23 protein-coding genes are annotated in these 19980 nt (G+C 43.1%); 21 read left to right on the top strand and 2 right to left on the bottom strand.

What is annotated here, in order from left to right:
• Window positions 1–14 precede the first annotated feature (14 nt).
• The 6 genes from D8855_RS04365 to D8855_RS04340 all read left to right on the top strand — a co-directional run bounded on the left by D8855_RS04365 (window position 15) and on the right by D8855_RS04340 (window position 7122).
• On the top strand, window positions 15–2351 hold the full coding sequence (locus tag D8855_RS04365; protein WP_125416223.1) for a cation-translocating P-type ATPase: 2337 nt from the start codon (window positions 15–17) through the stop codon (window positions 2349–2351).
• 100 nt (window positions 2352–2451) lie between these two features.
• The gene (locus tag D8855_RS04360) at window positions 2452–3129 is read left to right on the top strand and encodes a tRNA (adenine(22)-N(1))-methyltransferase (protein WP_125416221.1); all 678 of its coding nucleotides are present in this window, start codon (window positions 2452–2454) and stop codon (window positions 3127–3129) included.
• A complete protein-coding gene (locus tag D8855_RS04355; protein WP_125416219.1) occupies window positions 3116–3913 on the top strand; it encodes a Nif3-like dinuclear metal center hexameric protein in 798 nt (265 codons plus the stop codon). The genes D8855_RS04360 and D8855_RS04355 overlap by 14 nt, the downstream gene beginning before the upstream one ends.
• Before the next feature lie 16 nt (window positions 3914–3929).
• Window positions 3930–5033 (top strand): NAD(P)/FAD-dependent oxidoreductase, encoded by a 1104-nt coding sequence (locus tag D8855_RS04350; protein ID WP_185757559.1) that lies wholly within the window; start codon window positions 3930–3932, stop codon window positions 5031–5033.
• 102 nt (window positions 5034–5135) lie between these two features.
• On the top strand, window positions 5136–6155 hold the full coding sequence (galE, locus tag D8855_RS04345) for a UDP-glucose 4-epimerase GalE (protein ID WP_049491630.1): 1020 nt from the start codon (window positions 5136–5138) through the stop codon (window positions 6153–6155).
• On the top strand, window positions 6139–7122 hold the full coding sequence (locus D8855_RS04340) for a glycosyltransferase family 2 protein (protein ID WP_161800687.1): 984 nt from the start codon (window positions 6139–6141) through the stop codon (window positions 7120–7122). Before galE ends, D8855_RS04340 begins: the two co-directional genes overlap by 17 nt.
• A gap of 57 nt (window positions 7123–7179) precedes the next feature.
• Here the strand turns inward: D8855_RS04340 and D8855_RS04335 are convergent, their stop codons facing one another.
• Window positions 7180–7377 carry a ferredoxin gene (locus D8855_RS04335; protein ID WP_004235080.1) on the bottom strand — a complete coding sequence of 66 codons (198 nt, stop codon included), beginning with the start codon at window positions 7375–7377 and terminating at the stop codon, window positions 7180–7182.
• Between the two features lie 45 nt (window positions 7378–7422).
• On the opposite strand from D8855_RS04335, the gene D8855_RS04330 reads away from it, so the two are divergent.
• From D8855_RS04330 to whiA, 10 genes are all read left to right on the top strand, one after another.
• Window positions 7423–7923, top strand: coding sequence for an SAG1386/EF1546 family surface-associated protein (locus D8855_RS04330; RefSeq protein WP_049511127.1), 501 nt, complete (start codon window positions 7423–7425; stop codon window positions 7921–7923).
• A gap of 8 nt (window positions 7924–7931) precedes the next feature.
• Entirely contained in the window at window positions 7932–8606 is a 675-nt protein-coding gene (gene cmk / locus D8855_RS04325; RefSeq protein ID WP_049487135.1) for a (d)CMP kinase, read from the top strand.
• 119 nt (window positions 8607–8725) lie between these two features.
• Window positions 8726–9232, top strand: coding sequence for a dihydrofolate reductase (locus tag D8855_RS04320; protein WP_125416215.1), 507 nt, complete (start codon window positions 8726–8728; stop codon window positions 9230–9232).
• A complete protein-coding gene (locus tag D8855_RS04315) occupies window positions 9232–9402 on the top strand; it encodes a hypothetical protein (protein ID WP_042901356.1) in 171 nt (56 codons plus the stop codon). Before D8855_RS04320 ends, D8855_RS04315 begins: the two co-directional genes overlap by 1 nt.
• Window positions 9403–9438: 36 nt before the next feature.
• Window positions 9439–10671, top strand: a complete 1233-nt coding sequence (gene clpX / locus D8855_RS04310) for an ATP-dependent Clp protease ATP-binding subunit ClpX (RefSeq protein ID WP_025169664.1) — start codon at window positions 9439–9441, stop codon at window positions 10669–10671.
• An 8-nt stretch (window positions 10672–10679) separates the two neighbouring features.
• Window positions 10680–11267: a ribosome biogenesis GTP-binding protein YihA/YsxC gene (yihA, locus tag D8855_RS04305; protein ID WP_000422605.1), complete on the top strand. Its 588-nt coding sequence runs from the start codon at window positions 10680–10682 to the stop codon at window positions 11265–11267.
• 10 nt (window positions 11268–11277) lie between these two features.
• The gene (locus D8855_RS04300) at window positions 11278–11658 is read left to right on the top strand and encodes a RidA family protein (protein WP_001140420.1); all 381 of its coding nucleotides are present in this window, start codon (window positions 11278–11280) and stop codon (window positions 11656–11658) included.
• A 51-nt stretch (window positions 11659–11709) separates the two neighbouring features.
• The gene (rapZ, locus tag D8855_RS04295; RefSeq protein WP_061590350.1) at window positions 11710–12600 is read left to right on the top strand and encodes an RNase adapter RapZ; all 891 of its coding nucleotides are present in this window, start codon (window positions 11710–11712) and stop codon (window positions 12598–12600) included.
• Window positions 12597–13574: a YvcK family protein gene (locus D8855_RS04290; RefSeq protein ID WP_001231075.1), complete on the top strand. Its 978-nt coding sequence runs from the start codon at window positions 12597–12599 to the stop codon at window positions 13572–13574. The genes rapZ and D8855_RS04290 overlap by 4 nt, the downstream gene beginning before the upstream one ends.
• On the top strand, window positions 13571–14482 hold the full coding sequence (gene whiA / locus D8855_RS04285) for a DNA-binding protein WhiA (RefSeq protein WP_049540853.1): 912 nt from the start codon (window positions 13571–13573) through the stop codon (window positions 14480–14482). The genes D8855_RS04290 and whiA overlap by 4 nt, the downstream gene beginning before the upstream one ends.
• A 32-nt stretch (window positions 14483–14514) precedes the next feature.
• Here the strand turns inward: whiA and D8855_RS04280 are convergent, their stop codons facing one another.
• The gene (locus tag D8855_RS04280; RefSeq protein WP_125416213.1) at window positions 14515–15483 is read right to left on the bottom strand and encodes an NAD(P)/FAD-dependent oxidoreductase; all 969 of its coding nucleotides are present in this window, start codon (window positions 15481–15483) and stop codon (window positions 14515–14517) included.
• Between the two features lie 137 nt (window positions 15484–15620).
• On the opposite strand from D8855_RS04280, the gene cdaA reads away from it, so the two are divergent.
• From cdaA to D8855_RS04255, 5 genes are all read left to right on the top strand, one after another.
• A complete protein-coding gene (gene cdaA, locus D8855_RS04275; RefSeq protein WP_064275962.1) occupies window positions 15621–16478 on the top strand; it encodes a diadenylate cyclase CdaA in 858 nt (285 codons plus the stop codon).
• The gene (locus D8855_RS04270) at window positions 16465–17244 is read left to right on the top strand and encodes a CdaR family protein (RefSeq protein ID WP_125416211.1); all 780 of its coding nucleotides are present in this window, start codon (window positions 16465–16467) and stop codon (window positions 17242–17244) included. The genes cdaA and D8855_RS04270 overlap by 14 nt, the downstream gene beginning before the upstream one ends.
• Before the next feature lie 24 nt (window positions 17245–17268).
• Window positions 17269–18621: a phosphoglucosamine mutase gene (gene glmM / locus D8855_RS04265; RefSeq protein WP_049511120.1), complete on the top strand. Its 1353-nt coding sequence runs from the start codon at window positions 17269–17271 to the stop codon at window positions 18619–18621.
• A 73-nt stretch (window positions 18622–18694) separates the two neighbouring features.
• A complete protein-coding gene (locus D8855_RS04260; RefSeq protein ID WP_001050079.1) occupies window positions 18695–19069 on the top strand; it encodes a DUF1149 family protein in 375 nt (124 codons plus the stop codon).
• Window position 19070: 1 nt separating this feature from the next.
• Window positions 19071–19919 (top strand): DegV family protein, encoded by an 849-nt coding sequence (locus D8855_RS04255; RefSeq protein WP_125416209.1) that lies wholly within the window; start codon window positions 19071–19073, stop codon window positions 19917–19919.
• Window positions 19920–19980: the final 61 nt, after the last annotated feature.

Raw genomic sequence — 19980 nt, 5'->3', positions numbered from 1 at the left:
ATATGATAGAATTTATGGATAAAAATAAGATTATGGGATTAACCCAAAGAGAAGTCAAGGAAAGACAGGCTAAGGGCTTGGTCAATGATTTTACCGCATCGGCCAGTACTAGCACTTGGCAAATCGTTAAACGAAATGTCTTTACCCTTTTTAACGCTTTGAACTTTGCCATTGCTTTGGCCCTTGCCTTTGTGCAGGCTTGGAGCAATCTGGTCTTCTTTGCCGTTATCTGCTTTAACGCTTTTTCTGGAATTGTGACTGAGCTGCGGGCTAAACACATGGTGGACAAGCTCAATCTCATGACCAAGGAAAAGGTCAAGTCTATTCGTGATGGCCAAGAAGTGGCTCTGAATCCTGAAGAATTGGTGTTAGGAGATGTGATTCGTCTGTCTGCTGGGGAGCAGATTCCCAGTGATGCCTTGGTTTTGGAAGGCTTTGCGGAGGTTAATGAAGCCATGTTGACGGGGGAAAGTGATTTGGTGCAAAAGGAAGTGGATGCCTTGCTTTTGTCAGGAAGTTTCCTAGCTAGTGGGTCAGTTTTAGCTCAAGTTCACCATGTCGGTGCAGACAACTATGCTGCCAAGCTCATGCTGGAAGCCAAGACCGTTAAACCAATCAACTCTCGTATCATGAAATCGCTGGACAAGCTAGCTGGTTTTACTGGGAAGATTATCATTCCTTTTGGTCTGGCTCTCTTGCTAGAAGCTTTGCTTTTAAAAGGCTTGCCCCTCAAGTCATCCGTTGTAAATTCGTCAACAGCCCTTTTGGGAATGTTGCCCAAGGGAATCGCCCTTTTGACCATTACTTCGCTCTTGACTGCGGTGATTAAGTTGGGCTTGAAAAAGGTCTTGGTTCAGGAGATGTACTCTGTTGAGACCTTGGCACGCGTGGACATGCTCTGTTTGGACAAGACGGGTACCATCACCCAAGGGAAGATGCAGGTGGAGGCTGTTCTTCCACTGACGGAAACTTATGGTGAAGAGACCATTGCCAGCATTTTAGCCAGCTACATAGCTCACAGTGAGGATAAAAATCCAACAGCTCAAGCTATTCGCCAGCGTTTCCAAGGTCAGGTAGTCTATCCTATGATCTCCAATCTGCCTTTCTCAAGTGACCGCAAGTGGGGAGCCATGGAGTTAGAAGGTTTGGGAACAGTTTTCTTAGGGGCGCCTGAGATGTTGCTGGATTCTGAGGTTCCAGAAACCAGAGAGGCCTTGGAGAGAGGTTCACGTGTCTTGGTCTTAGCTCTTAGTCAGGAGAAATTAGACCATCACAGACCGCAGAAACCTTCTGATATTCAGGCTCTAGCCTTGCTGGAAATCTTGGACCCCATTCGAGAGGGAGCAGCAGAGACGCTGGACTATCTCCGTTCTCAGGAAGTGGGGCTCAAGATTATCTCTGGTGATAATCCAGTCACTGTTTCAAGTATTGCCCAAAAAGCAGGTTTTGTAGACTATCAGAGTTATGTAGATTGTTCGAAAATCACGGATGAGGAATTGGTTGCTATGGCTGAGGATACTGCCATTTTCGGACGGGTTTCCCCTCATCAAAAGAAACTCATCATCCAAACGCTGAAAAAAGCAGGTCATACAACGGCTATGACAGGGGATGGGGTTAATGATATCTTGGCTCTTCGTGAGGCGGATTGTTCCATCGTAATGGCGGAAGGGGATCCGGCGACGCGTCAGATTGCCAATTTGGTTCTCTTGAACTCTGACTTTAATGATGTTCCTGAGATTCTATTTGAAGGTCGTCGCGTGGTCAATAACATTGCCCACATTGCACCGATTTTCTTGATAAAGACCATCTATTCTTTCTTGCTCGCAATTATCTGTATCGCCAGTGCTTTACTAGGTCGGTCAGAGTGGATCTTGATTTTCCCATTCATTCCAATCCAGATTACCATGATTGACCAGTTCGTGGAAGGTTTCCCACCATTCGTTCTAACTTTTGAGCGAAATATCAAACCTGTCGAGCCAAACTTCCTCAGAAGATCCATGCTTCGTGCTCTACCAAGTGCTCTCATGGTTGTGTTCAGCGTTCTTTTTGTGAAAATATTTGGAGCGAGTCAAGGTTGGTCTGAGTTAGAAATCTCAACTCTACTCTATTATCTCTTGGGGTCAATTGGTTTCTTATCCGTATTTAGAGCCTGCATGCCATTTACCCTCTGGCGTGTCCTCTTGATTGTTTGGTCAGTAGGAGGCTTCCTAGCCACAGCTCTCTTCCCAAGAATCCAAAAACTGCTTGAAATTTCAACCTTAACAGGACAAACATTACCTGTTTATGGTGTCATGATGTTGGTCTTTACCGTGATATTTATCTTAACCAGTCGCTACCAAGCTAGAAAATAAAGAAAGGCTGCAATCTGTGGATTGCGGTCTTTTTAGGTACAAGATTGCCAGCTGAAATGTGGTATAATAAGAGGTAACAGAGTTTGGAAAGTGAGAGAAGATGATTTCAAAGAGATTAGAATTAGTGGCTTCCTTTGTGCCACAGGGAGCCATTTTACTAGATGTGGGAAGTGACCATGCTTATCTGCCTATCGAGTTGGTCGAAAGAGGTCGAATCAAAAGTGCCATTGCGGGTGAGGTGGTGGAAGGCCCCTATCAGTCTGCGGTTAAAAATGTTGAGGCTTACGGTCTAAAGGAGAAAATCCAAGTCCGTTTAGCCAATGGCTTGGCAGCTTTTGAAGAGGCAGACCGAGTGTCGGTCATCACTATTGCTGGCATGGGCGGCCGTTTGATTGCTAGGATTTTAGAAGAAGGCTTGGACAAGCTGGCTAATGTAGAACGATTGATCCTCCAGCCTAATAATCGTGAAGACGACTTGCGTATCTGGCTACAAGAGAACGGATTTCAGATTGTAGCTGAAAGCATCTTAGAAGAAGCTGGCAAGTTTTACGAGATTTTGGTGGTGGAAGCAGGACAAATGAAGTTATCAGCTAGCGATGTCCGCTTTGGTCCTTTTTTGTCCAAAGAGGTCAGTCCAGTCTTTGTCCAAAAATGGCAAAAAGAAGCTGTTAAGCTAGAGTTTGCCCTCGGACAAATCCCAGAAAAAAATCTGGAGGAACGTCAAGTTCTAGTGGATAAAATTCAAGCCATCAAGGAGGTTCTCCATGCTAGCAAGTGAAGTGATTAACGCGTATGAAGCTTTTTGCCCTCAGGAATTTTCCATGGAGGAAGACAGTCGTGGCCTGCAAATCGGAACTCTAGACAAGGATATCCAAAGGGTCATGGTTGCTCTGGATATTCGTGAAGAGACGGTGGCAGAGGCCATTGAAAAGGGTGTGGATTTGATTATCGTTAAGCACGCGCCGATTTTCCGTCCTATCAAGGACTTGGTCGCCAGCCGTCCGCAAAATCAGATTTACATTGATCTCATCAAGCATGACATTGCAGTTTATGTCAGCCATACCAATATTGACATCGTTGAAAATGGCCTTAATGACTGGTTCTGCCAGATGCTAGGCATTGAGGAGACGACTTATCTGCAGGAAACAGGTCCTGAACGTGGAATTGGTCGTATTGGAAATGTTCAGCCTCAGACATTTAGGGAATTGGCCCAGAATGTCAAGCAAGTCTTTGGTCTAGATAGTCTTCGAATGGTGCATTATCAAGAGAGTGATTTGAAGAAGCCTATTTCAAGAGTGGCCATCTGTGGTGGAAGCGGGCAGTCTTTCTATAAGGATGCTTTAGCTAAAGGAGCGGATGTCTATATCACTGGTGATATTTACTACCACACTGCCCAGGATATGTTGTCTGATGGCTTGCTAGCCTTGGACCCAGGTCACTATATTGAAGTGCTTTTTGTGGAAAAAATCGCAGCATTCCTTAGTCAATGGAAAGAGGAAAAAGACTGGACTATTGATATTTTGCCTAGTCAAGCATCGACCAATCCTTTCCACCATATCTAGTTAGAAAGTGAAAACAATGAAAAAAGTTGCTATTATCGGAGCAGGAATTGTGGGAGCAACAGCTGCCTACTACCTCTCGAAAGAAAGTGACCTAGAGGTGACCGTTTTTGACCATGGACAAGGTCAGGCTACCAAGGCCACAGCAGGAATTATCAGCCCTTGGTTTTCCAAACGCCGCAATAAGGCCTGGTATAAGATGGCGCGCTTGGGGGCTGACTTTTATGTGGATTTATTAGCTGATTTAGAGAAGTCAGGACAAGAAATCGATTTTTACCAGCGTTCGGGAGTCTTTCTCCTGAAAAAGGATGAAACTAAGTTGGAAGAACTCTATCAACTAGCCCTCCAGCGCAGAGAAGAATCTCCTTTGATAGGGCAATTAGCCATTCTGGACCCAGCATCAGCTAATGAATTATTCCCTGGCTTGCAGGGATTTGATCGCTTGCTCTATGCTTCTGGTGGAGCGAGAGTAGATGGTCAACTCTTAGTGACTCGTTTACTAGAAGCCAGTCAGGTCAAGCTGGTCAAAGAAAAAGTAACTCTGACACCTTTAGCATCAGGTTACCAGATTGACGAAGAGGTGTTTGATCAGGTTATTTTGGCGGCGGGAGCTTGGTTGGGACACCTGTTAGAGCCTTTAGGTTATGAAGTAGATGTTCGTCCCCAAAAGGGGCAACTCCGAGATTATCAACTTGCCCAAGACATGGAAGCTTACCCTGTTGTTATGCCTGAAGGGGAGTGGGATTTGATTCCTTTTGCAGGTGGGAAATTGTCCTTAGGTGCTACCCATGAAAATGATATGGGATTTGATTTGACGGTAGATAAAATCTTGCTCAAACAAATGGAGGAGGCAGCCTTGCCCCATTATCCAGTTTTAGCTAGAGCGACTTCAAGAGCTGAGCGTGTGGGAATCCGTGCCTATACCAGTGATTTCTCTCCTTTCTTTGGGCAAGTGCCAGAATTGGAAGGTGTCTATGCTGCTAGTGGACTAGGTTCATCAGGCCTCACAACGGGTCCTATCATTGGTTACCATCTAGCTCAACTGATCCAAGACAAGGAGATGACTTTGGATCCTCTAAACTATCCAATTGAAAACTATGTCAAACGAGTAAAAAGAGAATAAGAATTTTACTGAAATTTTAGCCTCCCCTCTAGGATGGCAAATGACATTCCCTATCAAAAATGGTAAAATAAGAAAAAATAATCCGAGAATCGAGGAAAGAAGATGCAAGAAAAGATTTTAGTAACGGGTGGGGCAGGTTTTATCGGGACCCACACTGTTATTGAGTTAATCCAAGCAGGTCATCAGGTTGTTGTGGTGGATAACCTTGTCAACAGCAATCGCAAAAGTTTAGAAGTTGTTGAAAGAATCACAGGAGTTGAAGTGCCTTTCTATGAGGCAGATATCCGTGATACCGATACTCTAAGAGATATTTTCAAGCAAGAAGAACCAACAGGGGTCATTCACTTTGCTGGCTTGAAGGCTGTCGGTGAATCTACCCGTATTCCTCTTGCCTACTATGACAACAATATCGCTGGAACTGTTAGTCTTTTGAAGGTCATGGAAGAAAACAACTGTAAAAACATTATTTTCAGTTCTTCTGCGACAGTTTACGGGGATCCGCACACCGTGCCAATCTTGGAAGATTTCCCACTTTCAGTGACCAATCCATACGGTCGTACCAAACTTATGCTAGAGGAAATTTTGACCGATATCTACAAGGCAGACTCAGAATGGAATGTGGTCTTACTTCGTTATTTCAACCCAATCGGAGCACATGAGAGTGGTGATTTGGGAGAAAATCCAAACGGTATTCCAAACAACCTCTTGCCATATGTGACTCAAGTAGCAGTTGGGAAATTAGAGCAAGTGCAAGTGTTTGGAGACGACTACGATACGGAAGATGGAACTGGTGTTCGTGATTATATCCACGTTGTCGATTTGGCTAAAGGTCACGTTGCAGCTCTACAAAAAATCCAAAAAGGTTCAGGTCTAAACGTTTATAACCTTGGAACAGGTAAAGGTTATTCTGTTCTTGAAATTATTCAAAACATGGAAAAAGCAGTGGGACGTCCAATTCCTTACCGCATTGTAGACCGTCGCCCAGGTGATATCGCAGCCTGCTATTCAGATCCTGCAAAAGCCAAAGCAGAACTTGGTTGGGAAGCAGAACTAGACATCACCCAAATGTGTGAAGACGCATGGCGTTGGCAAAGCAAGCATCCAAATGGATTTGAAGACTAAGATGGTGATGTCAATCATTGTCCCCTGTTTAAACGAAGAGGAAGTACTTCCTCTTTTTTATCAGGCTTTGGAAGATTTACTTCCAGATTTGGAAACAGAAATCGAGTATGTCTTTGTCGATGATGGATCAAGTGATGGGACCTTGAAACTCTTAAAGGCCTATCGGGAGCAAAATCCAGCAGTTCATTATATTTCTTTCTCGCGAAATTTTGGCAAAGAAGCAGCACTCTATGCAGGTTTGCAATATGCGACAGGAGATTTGGTGGTGGTTATGGATGCAGACCTCCAGGATCCTCCTAGTATGTTGCTTGAGATGAAAAAATTACTAGACCAAAATGCAGACTTGGACTGTGTTGGAACACGGAGAACCAGTAGGGAGGGAGAACCAGTTTTACGTAGTCTCTGCGCTAATCTCTTTTACCGCCTCATGCAAAAAATTAGTCCAGTAGCCCTGCCGGCAGGTGTCCGTGATTTTCGCATGATGAGAAGGTCTGTAGTCGATGCCATTTTAAGCTTGACGGAGTCCAATCGTTTTTCTAAGGGACTATTTGCCTGGGTAGGCTTTAAAACCCATTATCTGGACTATCCAAATGTCGAAAGGCAGGCTGGCAAGACCAGTTGGAGTTTTAGGCAACTCTTTTTCTACTCCATTGAAGGGATTGTTAATTTTTCAGATTTTCCCTTGATTATCGCCTTTGTGGCTGGTCTCCTATCTTGTTTTATTTCTCTGCTTATGACCTTTTTCGTTGTGGTTCGGACCCTTATTTTGGGCAATCCGACATCAGGTTGGACCTCTCTGATGGCTGTCATTCTCTTTCTTGGGGGAATCCAACTCTTGACCATTGGGATTCTCGGCAAGTATATCAGTAAGATTTATCTAGAGACTAAAAAAAGACCACTTTATCTCGTCAAAGAAAAAAGTGACCTTCCTGATTTTACAGAAAAAAATAAAGAGAAAAGACTATAATTTTGCATGGAAATATGCTAAACTAGAAGGAGTGGAACGTTCTTATCGATATTAGAGTTAATCTTTAATCAAGGCACGTGTCGGACAGTTTCTAACAGCTTCTACGACGTCCTGACTAGGAGAGATTTCTTTTTCTAGTTGGTCAGGGTCATCGTAAAAACGCACGATTCCATTATCGTGGTAATCAAATAATTCAGAATAAGTTTGGCAAAGCCCACAGGCAATGCAACGTTCAGGTATAAGTGTGATTTTCATATTTATATTGTAATAAGAAAAGTAAAAAAAAACAAGGAGTAAGGTATGGCAAAAGAACCGTGGCAAGAAGATATTTATGAGAATCAAGAAGAACAGACGAGAACGGAACGACATCAACGTAATCAAAAAGGTACAGGTATTGTTGCAAATCGTGTCTTGACGATTCTAGCTAGTCTCTTTTTCGTGATTGTTGTAGTAATGATAATAGTATTGATTTACCTTTCAAGTGGAGGGAGTAATCGTACAGCAGCCTTGAAAGATTTTTATGATTCATCTGCCCCTGTTTCAACCTCTGTAACAGAAGAATCCGCATCTTCATCTAGCAAGACTGAAGAAGCAACTTCTACAGAGAGCTCTTCTAGTGAAAGTCATTCTGAAGAGCATACTGATAGTGAAGGGACAATTACAGTTCAGGCTGGAGAAGGAGAAGCAACCATTGCCGCTCGTGCAGGAATCTCGATTGCTCAGCTAGAGGCCTTGAATCCTGGACATATGGCTACAGGGTCTTGGTTTGCTAATCCAGGTGATGTTATCAAAATCAAATAGGAGTTGATATGAAAACAATTCAAATTGCTATCGATGGTCCAGCTTCAAGCGGTAAGAGTACGGTTGCTAAGATTATTGCTAAAAATTTTGGTTATACCTATCTAGATACAGGTGCTATGTATCGTGCGGCGACCTATATGGCTCTGAAACACCAGTTAGGAGTGGAAGAAATTGAGGAACTTTTAGCCTTATTGGACCAGCATCCAATCAGCTTTGGGCGCTCAGAAACTGGAGAACAACTTGTCTTTGTAGGAGATGTGGACATTACTCATCCTATTCGTGAAAATGAAGTGACCAATCATGTTTCTGCTATTGCAGCAATTCCTGAAGTACGTGAGAAACTAGTTTCTCTCCAACAAGAGATTGCCCAGCAAGGTGGGATTGTCATGGATGGTCGCGATATTGGGACTGTTGTATTGCCACAAGCAGAATTGAAAATTTTCTTAGTAGCTTCTGTTGATGAAAGAGCAGAACGCCGTTACAAGGAAAATATTGCCAAGGGAATTGAAACAGACCTTGAAACCCTAAAAGAGGAAATTGCTGCGCGTGACTACAAGGATAGTCATCGTGAGACTTCGCCTCTCAAACAAGCAGAGGACGCTGTCTACCTTGATACAACTGGATTGAACATTCAAGAAGTAGTCAAAAAAATTGAATTAGAAGCAAAGAAACGTATGTCCTAGGGACAGGAGAAGCAGGCTAAAGCTAGTCTGCTTCTTTTCTATCAAACTGAACGCATTCCAAACCAGTCTTTTTTTGACTTTTTTGATAAAATAGTACTATCAGTAAAAAGGATGGAAGCATGACTAAGAAAATCGTAGCTATTTGGGCCCAGGATGAAGAGGGTGTGATTGGTAAGGACAATCGTCTGCCTTGGCATTTGCCAGCAGAATTGCAACACTTCAAAGAAACAACTCTGAATCATGCTATCTTGATGGGGCGTGTGACCTTTGATGGGATGGGGCGTCGCCTGCTTCCAAAACGGGAGACCTTGATTTTAACACGTAACTTGGAAGAAAAGCTAGACGGGGTTGTTACTTTTCATGATGTCCAGTCTGTTCTGGGCTGGTATCAGGGTCAAGACAAAAATCTCTATATTCTTGGTGGGAAGCAAATTTTTCAGGCTTTTGAACCCTACCTTGACGAAGTGATTCTGACTCAAATTCATGCTCGGGTGGAGGGAGATACCTATTTCCCTGAGGAGTTTGACTTGTCTCTTTTTGAGACAGTTTCAAGCAAATCCTATAGCAAAGATGAAAAGAATCCTTATGATTTTACCATCCAATACCGCAAGAGAAAGGAAGTCTAATGGAACGTAGTATATTTGGTTTTTTCACAGCCATGCTGTGTTTGGTCTGCTTGCTTGCAGGAGCACAGGCTTTTCGTAAAAAGCGTTATGGACTTTCTGTCCTACTCTTGTTAAATGCCTTTACCAATTTGGTCAATAGTATCCATGCTTTTTACATGACCTTATTTTAGATAGAATGATAGTATAGAATAGAACGGAAGGAAATCATGCCTACAACTAGGAATAATGATATGATGGTTTATTGCTCATTTTGTGGCAAAAGCCAAGAAGAAGTACAAAAAATAATCGCTGGGAACAACGCTTTTATCTGTAATGAATGTGTGGAGTTGGCTCAGGAAATCATTCGGGAGGAGTTGGCTGAGGAAGTCTTGGCAGACTTGTCAGAAGTTCCAAAACCAATCGAACTCCTCCACATATTGAATCACTATGTAATCGGTCAAGATCGTGCCAAACGTGCCTTGGCAGTAGCAGTTTATAACCACTATAAACGCATCAATTTCCACGATACGCGTGAAGAGTCAGAAGATGTGGATTTGCAGAAGTCAAATATCTTAATGATTGGCCCAACTGGTTCAGGGAAAACTTTCCTTGCTCAGACCTTAGCCAAGAGCTTGAATGTTCCTTTTGCCATCGCAGATGCGACAGCTCTTACTGAGGCTGGTTATGTGGGAGAGGACGTGGAAAATATCCTCCTCAAACTCTTGCAGGCTGCTGACTTTAACATTGAGCGTGCAGAACGTGGGATTATCTACGTGGATGAAATTGACAAGATTGCTAAGAAGAGCGAGAACGTATCGATCACACGTGACGTTTCTGGTGAAGGAGTACAACAAGCCCTTCTCAAGATTATCGAGGGAACCGTTGCCAGCGTACCACCTCAAGGTGGACGCAAACATCCACAACAAGAAATGATTCAAGTGGATACCAAGAACATCCTCTTCATCGTGGGTGGTGCCTTTGATGGCATTGAAGAAATTGTCAAACAACGTCTGGGTGAAAAAGTCATTGGATTTGGTCAAAATAATAAGGCGATTGATGAAAATAGCTCTTACATGCAAGAAATCATCGCAGAAGATATTCAAAAATTCGGGATTATTCCTGAGTTGATTGGGCGCTTGCCTGTCTTTGCAGCTCTTGAGCAATTGACCGTTGATGACCTTGTTCGCATCTTGAAAGAACCAAGAAATGCTTTGGTGAAACAATACCAAACCTTGTTATCTTATGATGATGTCGAGTTGGAATTTGATGATGAAGCCCTTCAAGAAATTGCCAATAAGGCTATCGAACGTAAGACAGGGGCGCGAGGACTTCGCTCGATTATCGAAGAAACCATGCTAGATGTTATGTTTGAAGTACCGAGTCAGGAAAATGTGAAATTGGTTCGCATCACAAAAGAAGCTGTCGATGGAACGGATAAACCAATCCTAGAGACAGCCTAGAGGTGATTATGGAACTTAATACACACAATGCTGAAATCTTGCTCAGTGCGGCCAATAAATCCCACTATCCGCAGGATGAACTACCAGAGATTGCCCTAGCAGGGCGTTCAAATGTTGGCAAGTCTAGTTTTATCAACACTATGCTGAACCGCAAGAATCTAGCGAGAACTTCAGGGAAACCTGGTAAAACTCAGCTTCTCAACTTCTTTAATATCGATGACAAGATGCGTTTTGTGGATGTGCCTGGTTATGGCTATGCCCGTGTTTCCAAAAAGGAACGTGAAAAGTGGGGGCGCATGATTGAGGAGTACTTAACGACTCGGGAAAATCTCCGTGCAGTGGTCAGTCTAGTTGACCTTCGTCATGACCCGTCAGCAGATGATGTGCAGATGTACGAATTTCTTAAGTATTATGAGATCCCAGTCATCATTGTGGCGACTAAGGCGGACAAGATTCCTCGTGGTAAATGGAACAAGCATGAATCAGCAATCAAAAAGAAATTAAACTTTGACCCAAGTGACGACTTTATCCTCTTTTCATCTGTCAGCAAGGCAGGGATGGATGAGGCTTGGGATGCAATCTTAGAAAAATTGTGAGGAAAAGAAAATGGCAAAAACAATTCATACAGACAAAGCCCCAAAGGCTATCGGACCATATGTTCAAGGAAAAATCGTTGGCAACCTTTTGTTTGCTAGTGGTCAAGTTCCTCTCTCTCCTGAAACTGGGGAAATCGTTGGAGAAACGATTCAAGAACAGACAGAGCAAGTCTTAAAAAACATCGGTGCTATTTTGGCAGAAGCAGGAACTGACTTTGACCATGTTGTCAAAACAACTTGCTTTTTGAGCGATATGAACGACTTTGTTCCTTTTAACGAGGTTTACCAAACGGCCTTTAAAGAGGAATTTCCAGCTCGTTCAGCAGTAGAGGTAGCTCGTCTTCCTCGTGATGTAAAAGTCGAAATCGAAGTCATCGCAGAGATTGGATAAGCTAGTTGAAGTTTGGTTCTGCCAAACTTCTTTTGATATAAGGAGAAAAAGATGACAAAGAAACAACTTCACTTGGTGATTGTGACAGGAATGAGTGGTGCAGGGAAAACAGTTGCCATTCAGTCCTTCGAAGATTTGGGTTATTTTACTATTGATAATATGCCGCCAGCTCTCTTGCCTAAGTTTTTGCAGTTGGTGGAAACAAAGGAAGACGACCATAAGTTGGCCTTGGTAGTAGATATGCGTAGCCGTTCTTTCTTCTCAGAGATTCAAGCTGTTTTGGATGAGTTGGAAAACAAGGAAGAACTGGACTTTAAAATTCTCTTTTTGGATGCAGCTGATAAGGAATTGGTTGCTCGTTACAAGGAAACCAGACGGAGTCACCCATTAGCAGCAGATGGACGGATTTTGGATGGAATCAAGCTGGAACGTGAGCTCTTGGCGCCTTTGAAAAATATGAGCCAAAATGTGGTGGATACGACTGAACTTACTCCTCGTGAGCTGCGTAAAACCCTTGCAGAGCAGTTTTCAGATCAAGAGCAAGCCCAGTCTTTCCGTATCGAGGTCATGTCTTTTGGCTTTAAATATGGAATCCCAATTGATGCAGACTTGGTCTTTGATGTCCGTTTCTTGCCAAATCCCTATTATCTACCAGAACTGCGTAATCAAACGGGTGTAGATGAACCAGTTTATGACTATGTCATGAATCATCCTGAGTCAGAAGATTTTTATCAGCATTTGTTGGCCTTGATTGAGCCGATTTTGCCAAGTTACCAAAAGGAAGGGAAGTCAGTTTTGACCATTGCCATGGGATGTACGGGTGGACAACACCGTAGTGTAGCCTTTGCTAAACGCTTGGCGCAGGACTTATCCAAGATTTGGCCTGTTAATGAAGGGCATCGCGACAAAGACCGAAGAAAGGAAACGGTAAACCGTTCATGAGAAAACCAAAGATAACGGTGATTGGTGGAGGGACTGGGATCCCCGTCATTCTTAAAAGTCTGCGTGAAAAAGATGTGGAAATCGCTGCTATCGTAACGGTGGCCGATGATGGTGGTTCATCAGGTGAACTCCGAAAAAACATGCAGCAGTTGACACCGCCAGGTGATCTTCGCAATGTCCTTGTGGCCATGTCGGATATGCCTAAGTTTTATGAGAAAGTCTTTCAGTATCGCTTTTCTGAAGATGCTGGAGCCTTTGCTGGCCATCCATTGGGAAATCTCATTATCGCTGGCCTGTCAGAAATGCAGGGTTCGACTTATAATGCCATGCAGTTACTGAGCAAATTTTTCCATACAACTGGGAAGATTTATCCTTCCAGTGACCATCCATTGACCCTTCATGCAGTCTTTCAGGATGGGACAGAAGTGGCTGGAGAGAGTCATATTGCAGACCATCCAGGTATGATTGACCATGTCTATGTGACTAATACCCTCAACGATGATACGCCTCTGGCCAGTCGTCGAGTAGTGCAGACCATTCTTGAAAGTGACATGATTGTCCTCGGACCTGGTTCCCTCTTTACCTCGATTTTGCCCAATATCGTGATTAAGGAAATCGGGCAGGCACTTTTGGAAACCAAGGCAGAAATCGCCTATGTCTGCAATATCATGACCCAACGTGGGGAGACGGAACACTTTACAGATAGTGACCACGTAGAGGTCTTGCATCGTCACCTTGGCCGACCTTTTATCGATACTGTCTTGGTGAATATTGAAAAAGTGCCTCAGGAATACATGAATTCCAACCGTTTTGATGAATACTTAGTGCAGGTGGAACATGATTTTGCTGGTCTTTGTAAGCAAGTTCCGCGCGTGATTTCCTCTAACTTCCTTCGTCTGGAAAATGGGGGTGCCTTTCACGATGGAGATTTGATCGTGGATGAGTTGATGCGGATTATACAGGTGAGAAAATGAGTTTCACAGTAGCAGTAAAAGAAGAAATCTTAGGTCAACACCATCTGAGCCGGCATGAATTATCTGCCATTATCAAAATGTCTGGCAGTATCGGTCTCTCGACTTCGGGCTTGACCTTGTCAGTTGTGACAGAAAATGCCAAACTGGCTCGTCACCTCTACGAGTCCTTTCTCCATTTCTACGAAATCAAATCGGAAATTCGCCACCACCAACGGAGCAATCTTCGCAAGAATCGAGTCTATACCGTTTTTACAGATGAAAAGGTGCAGGACTTGTTGAGTGATTTGCACTTGGCAGACTCTTTCTTTGGCCTTGAAACAGGTATTGATGAGGCGATTTTATCGGACGAGGAAGCAGGTCGTGCTTATCTTTGTGGCGCTTTCTTGGCAAATGGAAGCATTCGTGACCCTGAGTCAGGCAAGTACCAGTTGGAAATCAGTTCCGTTTATCTGGACCACGCGCAAGGGATTGCCTCTCTTCTCCAGCAGTTTTTGCTGGATGCCAAGGTGCTTGAGCGCAAGAAGGGAGCTGTGACCTATCTCCAGCGTGCCGAAGATATTATGGACTTCTTGATTGTCATCGGAGCTATGCAGGCGCGTGATGATTTTGAGCGGGTTAAGATTTTGCGAGAAACCCGTAATGACCTCAATAGGGCCAATAATGCAGAAACAGCCAATATTGCTCGGACAGTTTCTGCCAGCATGAAGACTATCAACAATATCAGTAAAATCAAAGATATCATGGGCTTAGAAAACCTGCCAGTGGATTTGCAGGAGGTAGCGCAATTGCGGATTCAGCACCCAGACTACTCTATCCAGCAGTTAGCAGATAGTCTCAGCACCCCTCTGACCAAAAGTGGCGTCAATCACAGACTTAGAAAGATAAATAAATTAGCCGATGAACTATAAAACCACGAATCGTAGGACTCGTGGTTCTTTTCTTATAAACTTGTTGAGTGTTTGGGTTGTACTTTTTGCTCAGGGTCGATGTAGTTGATGGCGTTGTTGACGGCGGTTGGTGCTTCTCCGAGGCCTGTCGCAATCAGATCAATTTTTCCGTCATAGTAGCAGCAGTCACCGATAGCATAGATACCTGCTTGGCTGGATTCCTGTTTGCTGTTGACGATAATCTTGTGGCGGTTGAGGTCCAGACCCCAGTTTTTAAGGTTACCAACAGAAGATTTGAAACCATAGTTGACAAAGAGGTGGTCTATGTCAATAGTTTCTGTTTCATCAGATTTAACTTTTGTGATTTCCAACTTGTCAAGCGTTTTTCCATCTCCAAGGAGTTGGCTAGGGATGAATGGTGTCTTGATGGTCACAGATGATTCTTGCAAGGCTTGGACACTGTGTTCCAAGGCGCGGAAATTATCTCTGCGGTGAACAAGGGTAGTTGGCGCAATTTTTTCAAAAGCCAAAGCCCAATCCACAGCTGAGTCTCCTCCACCAAGAATCGTCACTTTCTTACCAGCATATTGCTGGATGTTGGAAACGTGGTAGTGGATATTTTCATAGCCCTCAACGCCTTCTAGTTCCAGCGTACGTGGTTTAAAGGCACCGCCACCCATAGCGATGATAACTGTTTTAGTCAGGTGACTTCCTTTAGAAGTTGTGATGACAAATCCTTCTTCTTGTTTTTCAATCTCAAGAACCGTTTCGTTGAGATGAATAGGGGTATCAAAGCCATTTAATTGCTCGATTAGACGGTTAGTCAACTCTTCTCCAGTCAGATTTGGGAAACCTGGGACGTCTAAAATTTCCTTTTCAGGATAGAGAATGACAGGTTGTCCACCGAGTTGGGGAAGAGAGTCGATGATTTGGACCTTGGCTTGGCGTAGATGAGCATAGAAGGCTGCAAAAAGCCCGACAGGACCACCACCTACAATGGTAATATCATAGAGTTGAGACATGGTTTCTCCTTTGTTTTTTCTAGTCAGTTTATTTTATCATATTTTTCCTTAATTTAAAATGAAGTAGGATAGGGAAAAAAATGTCAGAAAAATGGTATAATAGAAAGGAACGTGTTTGGACAGAGAGGAGACAGCAGATGAACTTTCAACAATTATCCAACCTGCAATATTGGACTAGCTTGTTTTCTAGTCCTTGGAGTATTGCCATCAATCTGTTTGATATTTTGATTGTGGCCTATATTTTATATCGTTTTACAAAAGCGATAGCTGGCACCAAGATTATGATTTTGGTGCGTGGGGTCGTGATCTTTGTATTAGCCCAGGTTGTAGCCAATATCCTTGGTTTAACAACGATTTCTTGGTTGATTAATCAAATTATCACCTATGGGGTTATTGCTGCGGTTGTTATCTTCTCTCCAGAGATTCGAACTGGTTTGGAACGTTTGGGAAGGGCAACAGATTTCTTTTCTACTGCTCAAATTAGTGCAGAAGAGCAAATGATTCGTGCCTTTATCAAGTCGGTTGAATATATGAGTCCTCGTAAGATTGGTGCTCTGGTTGCCATCCAACGAGTTCGGACCTTGCAAGAATACATTGCGACAGGGATTCCTTTGGATGCCAATATTTCAGCTGAACTCCTTATTAATATCTTTATCCCCAACACTCCCCTACACGATGGTGCTGTGATTATCAGAGAAAATCGGATTGCAGTCACCTCTGCCTATCTGCCCTTGACAGAAAGCACAGGGATTTCAAAGGAATTTGGGACCAGACATCGGGCGGCTATCGGTTTGTCAGAAGTATCCGATGCCTTGACCTTCATCGTCTCAGAGGAAACAGGTGGCATTTCTATTACCTATAACGGTGTTTTCAAGCACGACTTGACGATTGAAGAATTTGAAGCAGAGCTACGAGCAATTCTTTTGCCAGCCGTTGAGGAAAAAGTCAGTTTCAAGGACCGTTTGTTAGGAGGTTGGAAATATGAGAAAAAATAGTCTATACATCATTTCATCTCTCTTTTTTGCTTGTATCTTATTCATCTATGCAACGTCAACCAACTTTCAAAATAGTAATACCGCAAGGCAGGTTAAATCAGAAACTTACACCAATACGATAACGAACGTTCCTATTGTTATTCACTATGATGATGACCAGTATTTCATTAGCGGATTTGCATCAGAAGTTTCAGTGGTATTAACCGGAGCCAATCGTGTGACCTTGGCCAGCGAAATGCAGGAGAGCACTCGTAAGTTTAAGGTAACTGCTGATTTGACGGATGCCAGTGTTGGAACGATTGAAGTTCCCTTGAATATTGAAAATCTTCCAAGTGGATTGACCGCTGTGGCAACGCCTCAAAAGATTACAGTGAATGTTGGGAAGAAGGTTAAGCGAGATGGGATGCTTGTTGTGCCACAAGTTGACCAAAGCCAGATTGATCCCAAGTTACAAATTGATAGTATAACCGTGTCAAACGAACGAGTTTCGGTCACAACTGACCAGGAAACATTAGCTAAGATTGACAAAGTTATTGCGCTTTTACCAACCAGCGAACGCATAACAGGTAATTACAGTGGTTCAGTACCTTTGCAGGCAATCGATCGCAATGGTGTTGTCTTACCGGCAGTTATTACTCCGTTCGACACGACAATGAAGGTGACTACAAAACCAGTAGCACCAAGTTCAAGCACATCAAATTCAACAACAAGCAGTTCGTCGGAGACATCTTCGTCAACGAAAGCAACTAGTTCAAAAACGAATTAAAAATAGGAAAAGGATTTTATAAAAATGGGTAAATATTTTGGGACTGATGGAGTCCGTGGAGAAGCTAACGTAGAATTAACGCCAGAATTGGCCTTTAAACTAGGACGTTTTGGAGGCTATGTTCTTAGCCAACATGAAACGGAAGCACCGAAAGTTTTTGTAGGACGTGATACACGTATTTCTGGGGAAATGCTAGAATCTGCCTTGGTAGCTGGTCTTCTTTCAGTTGGTATTCACGTATACAAACTAGGTGTTTTGGCAACACCAGCAGTAGCTTACTTGGTAAAAACTGAAGGAGCAAGTGCTGGTGTCATGATTTCTGCCAGCCACAATCCAGCCCTTGATAACGGAATTAAGTTCTTTGGCGGTGATGGCTTCAAACTGGACGATGAAAAAGAAGCAGAAATTGAAGCCTTGCTAGACGCTGCGGAAGACACTCTTCCTCGTCCAAGTGCAGAAGGCTTGGGAACCTTGGTAGATTATCCAGAAGGCTTGCGTAAGTATGAAGGCTATCTTGTTTCAACTGGAACTCCTCTTGAGGGAATGAAGGTTGCCTTGGACACAGCAAACGGTGCGGCGTCTACAAGTGCCCGTCAAATCTTTGCAGACCTTGGCGCTCAATTAACTGTTATCGGGGAAACACCAGATGGTCTTAACATCAACCTTAATGTTGGTTCAACTCACCCAGAAGCTCTTCAAGATGTGGTCAAAGAAAGCGGCTCAGCTATTGGTTTGGCCTTTGACGGAGACAGTGACCGTTTGATTGCTGTTGATGAAAATGGCGACATCGTTGATGGTGACAAGATTATGTACATCATCGGGAAATACCTTTCTGAAAAAGGACAATTGGCCCAAAATACAATCGTGACAACTGTTATGTCCAACCTTGGTTTCCACAAGGCCTTGGACCGTGAAGGCATTAACAAGGCAGTCACTGCAGTTGGCGACCGCTATGTTGTGGAAGAAATGAGAAAATCAGGCTACAACCTCGGTGGTGAACAGTCTGGTCACGTCATCTTGATGGATTACAATACAACAGGTGATGGCCAATTATCTGCTGTTCAATTGACCAAAATCATGAAGGAAACTGGTAAGAGCTTGTCAGAGTTGGCAGCAGAAGTAACCATCTATCCACAAAAATTAGTCAATATCCGAGTGGAAAATGCCATGAAGGAAAAGGCTATGGAAGTGCCAGCTATCAAGGTTATCATCGAGAAGATGGAAGCTGAAATGGCGGGGAATGGCCGTATCCTTGTTCGCCCAAGTGGAACAGAGCCTCTTTTGCGTGTTATGGCAGAAGCGCCTACAACAGAAGAAGTGGACTACTATGTTGATACCATCGCAGACGTAGTTCGAGCTGAAATCGGGATTGACTAAATCCTAGAAAACTAGATGAAAATAAAAAATTATGGTACAATAGCTTATAATATTGTAGCCGAGGGAGAAAGACATGAATCTTAAACGTGAACAAGAATTTGTTAGTCAGTATCATTTTGATGCGCGTAATTTTGAATGGGAAAATGAAAATGGAGCTCCTGAAACTAAGGTGGATGTGAACTTCCAATTAATTCAACATGACCAAGAAAATCAAGTGACTTCCTTGATTGTTATCTTGAGTTTTATGATTGTATTTGATAAATTTGTCATCAGTGGAACCATTTCACAGGTGAACCATATCGATGGTCGTATTGTTAACGAACCAAGTGAATTGAACCAAGAAGAAGTGGAAACCTTGGCTCGTCCATGTTTGAACATGCTCAACCGTTTGACTTATGAAGTAACTGAAATTGCATTAGACTTACCAGGAATCAATTTGGAGTTCTAATATGAAATTAGCTGTTATCACAGATTCCTCTGCCTATCTCAGTGCAGATACCTTGCAAAGAGAAGATTTATTTGTCTTGGATATTCCTGTTAATATTGATGGTGAGGAGTATGTCGAAGGGATCAATCTGACTGCTGAGGAATTTTACCAAAAAATGGCTCAGGCTTCTGAATTGCCTAAGACCAGTCAACCAAGTATTGCCAAGTTAGATGAGATTCTAACTTCGCTTAAAGAACAAGGCTATACACATGCTTTGGGGCTTTTCCTATCTTCTGGAATTTCAGGTTTTTACCAAAATATCCAGTACATGGTCGATGATTATGAGGGATTAACCATTGCCTTCCCAGACACTTTGATTACAAGTGCTCCTCTGGGTATCATGGTTGAAAGTGTCTTTAACTGGCGAGACCAGGGTGATGACTTTGCCATTATTCAGGATAAGCTAGCTATCCAAATTAGTCACACATCTGCTTTCATCATGGTCGATGATTTGGACCACTTGGTTAAAGGTGGACGCCTTTCAAATGGAGCTGCGATTTTGGGCAATCTGCTAAGCATTAAGCCAATCCTCTATTTCAATAACCAAGGTGTGATTGAAGTGTACGAAAAAGTCCGTACTGAAAAGAAAGCAACCAAGCGCTTAATTGAAATTATCAATGAAGCAACAGCTTCAGGCCAATACCGTATCATTGTCATTCACGGAAATGCCCCTGAAAAGGCTGAGGAATTGCGTCAGCACTTACTTGAATCTGGAGTAGGTTCGGATGTTTCACTTGCTACATTTGGTAGTGTCATTGGAACACACCTAGGAGCAGGAAGCATTGCTCTAGGTTATATTCCAGTAATTTAGTTTGCGCTTCTAGGCTAGTTAAGAAATAGCAATTGAACACGGACTACCTGCCTCTTGAAAA

The organism is Streptococcus mitis (assembly GCF_003942685.1).
GTDB lineage: Bacteria > Bacillota > Bacilli > Lactobacillales > Streptococcaceae > Streptococcus > Streptococcus mitis_CD.
This window is presented reverse-complemented; position numbering and strand designations above follow the sequence as displayed.